2 protein-coding genes and 1 pseudogene are annotated in these 2811 nt (G+C 52.5%); all 3 read right to left on the bottom strand.

Annotation, left to right across the window (positions count from 1 at the left end; all coding sequences use genetic code 11):
- On the bottom strand, positions 1 to 573 hold a 573-nt coding region (locus BKN05_RS12315), incomplete at its 3' end, for a 3-hydroxyacyl-CoA dehydrogenase family protein (RefSeq protein WP_286688766.1).
- A gap of 24 nt (positions 574 to 597) precedes the next feature.
- Positions 598 to 1374 carry an enoyl-CoA hydratase/isomerase family protein gene (locus BKN05_RS12320; RefSeq protein ID WP_286688767.1) on the bottom strand — a complete coding sequence of 259 codons (777 nt, stop codon included), beginning with the start codon at positions 1372 to 1374 and terminating at the stop codon, positions 598 to 600.
- A 42-nt stretch (positions 1375 to 1416) separates the two neighbouring features.
- Positions 1417 to 2618 (bottom strand): annotated as a pseudogene (locus BKN05_RS12325) (acetyl-CoA C-acyltransferase).
- Between the last annotated feature and the right edge of the window lie 193 nt (positions 2619 to 2811).

Below are 2811 nucleotides of genomic sequence, written 5' to 3' on the forward strand. Positions count from 1 at the left end.
TGCATCTTTGACCACCACTGGCGTTTTACCGAGGGCTTCTACCCATTCTTGAGCATCACTCACCAGTTTCTCTGGGGTGCTCTTGGCGACGACGACCTCTACCAGTTTTGACGCTGGTACCGGATTGAAAAAATGTAGTCCGATCACATCGTTCGTGACCACGTCGGCAAGTTCTGTGACTGACAGCGACGACGTGTTAGTAGCAATCACAGCTTCGGGCGCTGCTTGTGAAATCGCGTTAAAGGCTTTAGTTTTCAGCTCCATCGACTCGGGCACTGCTTCAACAACGAGACGACAGTCAGCAAAATCGCCAGCATCCGTACTGAGCTGTACACGCTGCATCCATTCCTCAGCGGTTCCGGGAGCACCACGGTCGATCGATCCGGTAACAGATTTGGTGATGCGATTGCGTGCAGCTTCTAAAGCATCATCATTAATGTCGACGACTATGACGGTTGCGCCCGCGGACAAAAATGCATGCGCAATCCCTGCACCCATTCGTCCGCCTCCCATGACACCGACCCGATCTGGGAAGCTCTTCGCTGTGGTTGGTGACTCTGCGGTTTCACTCATTGTATTTTCTCCTGACTCCAGTTTTTATCGCTTATTCTTGCGGTCTAAAAATTCCTGCATACGTTCAAATTTGGCATCGGATTCAAATAAAATTGCTTGTGCCAAGTTATCGACCTGCGGATGAGCGGCCTCAGGCATGTCCAATACTCGCTTCGTGATGCGTACTGCTAAAGGATCCTGCTTCGCGATTCGTGCCGCGAGATCGTGCGCTCCTGCCACTAATTCGTCTGCTGAATACAATTCATTGACCAGATGGGTCTCTTTTGCTTCGGTCCCATCCAGAATTCGCCCGGCGAGCAGGATCTCCTTTGCGACGGCTTCACCCACCAAATTTTTCAATCGGTAAGTCCCACCAGCAGCAGCGATGATTCCGAGCTGTGCTTCTGGCTGACCAAATTTTGCTTCCGGGGTCGCAATCCGGAAATCAGCAGCTAATGCCAATTCCAGGCCGCCACCCAGTGCAACACCATCAACGGCAGCAATGACGGGAGCAGGTAGCTGCGCGATCCGTTGGAAAATCGTGGAATTGATACCGCGCAGCGCGTCGTCACGGCGTCGTTCACGCAATTGAGCAATATCTGCACCCGAGGCAAAGACGGATTTTTCCCCATGGGAAGTCTCCACGGTACAACCAGTGATGACCAAAGTCTGCGGGTCTTTTTCCACAATCCCGCATAACTCATGCAACTCGTCGACCATGACCTGGTCTATGGCATTACGCACCTGTGGCCGGTCAAGCTGCGCAACTACGCAGTCGTCGTGCTGCTGGATTCGGAGGGTCCGGAATTCTGGAAAAGTCATATCGCTTCTTTCCTTATTTGTACTGGTCAGAACTTTGGCTGATCAGACTCGTTCAATAGCTATCGCACAGCCCTGCCCAACACCGACGCACAACGTGGCAATACCTCGTTGTTCCTGGGCATCTTCCAACCTGTGCAGCAAAGTAGTGACAAGCCGTGACCCAGAGGATCCAAGTGGGTGTCCAAGAGCAATTGCCCCGCCCCAGGCATTGACTTTCGCCTCAGCAAGGCCCAACTCCCGGATGCAGGCAAGGGATTGCGAGGCAAAGGCCTCATTGAGTTCGATTGCATCAACCGAAGATAATTCCCACCCGGTGACATTCAAGAGTTTCTTTGTTGCTGGCACCGGTCCAATTCCCATAATTTCCGGTGCTACGCCAACAGCTGTGGAGCCTGCTATACGAGCGCGCGGTTGCAGACCATATTTATCAATTGCTGCTTGTGAAGCTACAACCACCGCTGATGATCATTCAAGGACGATGCATTACCCGCCGTTGTGACTTCTCCGCCTGCCACAACCGGAGATAACCGGGATAAGACTTCGGCCGACGTACCCGGCCGTGGTCCTTCGTCTGTATCAACGACCGTCACCGCACCTTTGCGTCCAACAACGCTAACTGGCACTATTTCCCGATCGAATTTTCCAGCAGCAATCGCTTGCAAAGCACGTTCGTGCGACTGTACAGCGAATTCATCAGCATCTTCCCGGGAAATATTTCGCTGCCGCGCGACTTCCTCAGCCGTTTCCGGCATGGAATAAGTCATTTTGTCCTTCGCAGCGAATTTTTCGTTGACAAATCGCCATCCAATCGCAGTATCAAATACTTCACCTGGTTTGGCGAAACCTTTGGTCGGCTTTTCCATCACCCAAGGCGCACGGGACATCGATTCCACTCCGCCTGCAATAACAACGTCGGCTTGTCCTGATTGCACCATGGCGCTGGCAACCGAAATTGCGGACATGCCTGATGCGCACAGCCGATTGATCGTCATGCCTGGAACAGATTCATCACCACCGGCAAGTAACCAGGCCATTCGGGCCACGTTCCGGTTTTCTTCTCCTGCACCGTTGGCATTGCCGTAGACCACTTCATCCACCGCCGTGGTTTCAAGCCCGGTGTCTTCAAGTACTGCTTTGATAGTCAATGCGGCGAGATCATCCGGGCGCACCGCAGATAATGCCCCGCCGTAGCGCCCAACCGGGGTGCGTTTCGCAGATACCAAGAAAGCGTCGTTAGTAGCCATGTTTATTGCTCCTTTATTCGTATATTCATCTATTCATGCGTTCATTGACTGCCTACGCAGGGTTTTATTGACCGGTAAATTTCGGTTCACGTTTTTCGTTGAAGGCCGCAAATCCTTCCTTATAGTCCGCTGATGCGCACAATTGAGCTTGTAGCTTGTTTTCTTTATGCAGGCTGTCCCACAAACCCGTTCG

Origin of the sequence: Corynebacterium sp. S5S1, from assembly GCF_001913985.1 — a bacterium.
Lineage (GTDB): Bacteria > Actinomycetota > Actinomycetes > Mycobacteriales > Mycobacteriaceae > Corynebacterium > Corynebacterium marquesiae.

Excerpts from the sequence above, each read along its gene's own strand:
- BKN05_RS12320 (WP_286688767.1), bottom strand. The coding sequence starts at position 1,374 with ATGACTTTTCCAGAATTCCGGACCCTCCGAATCCAGCAGCACGACGAC.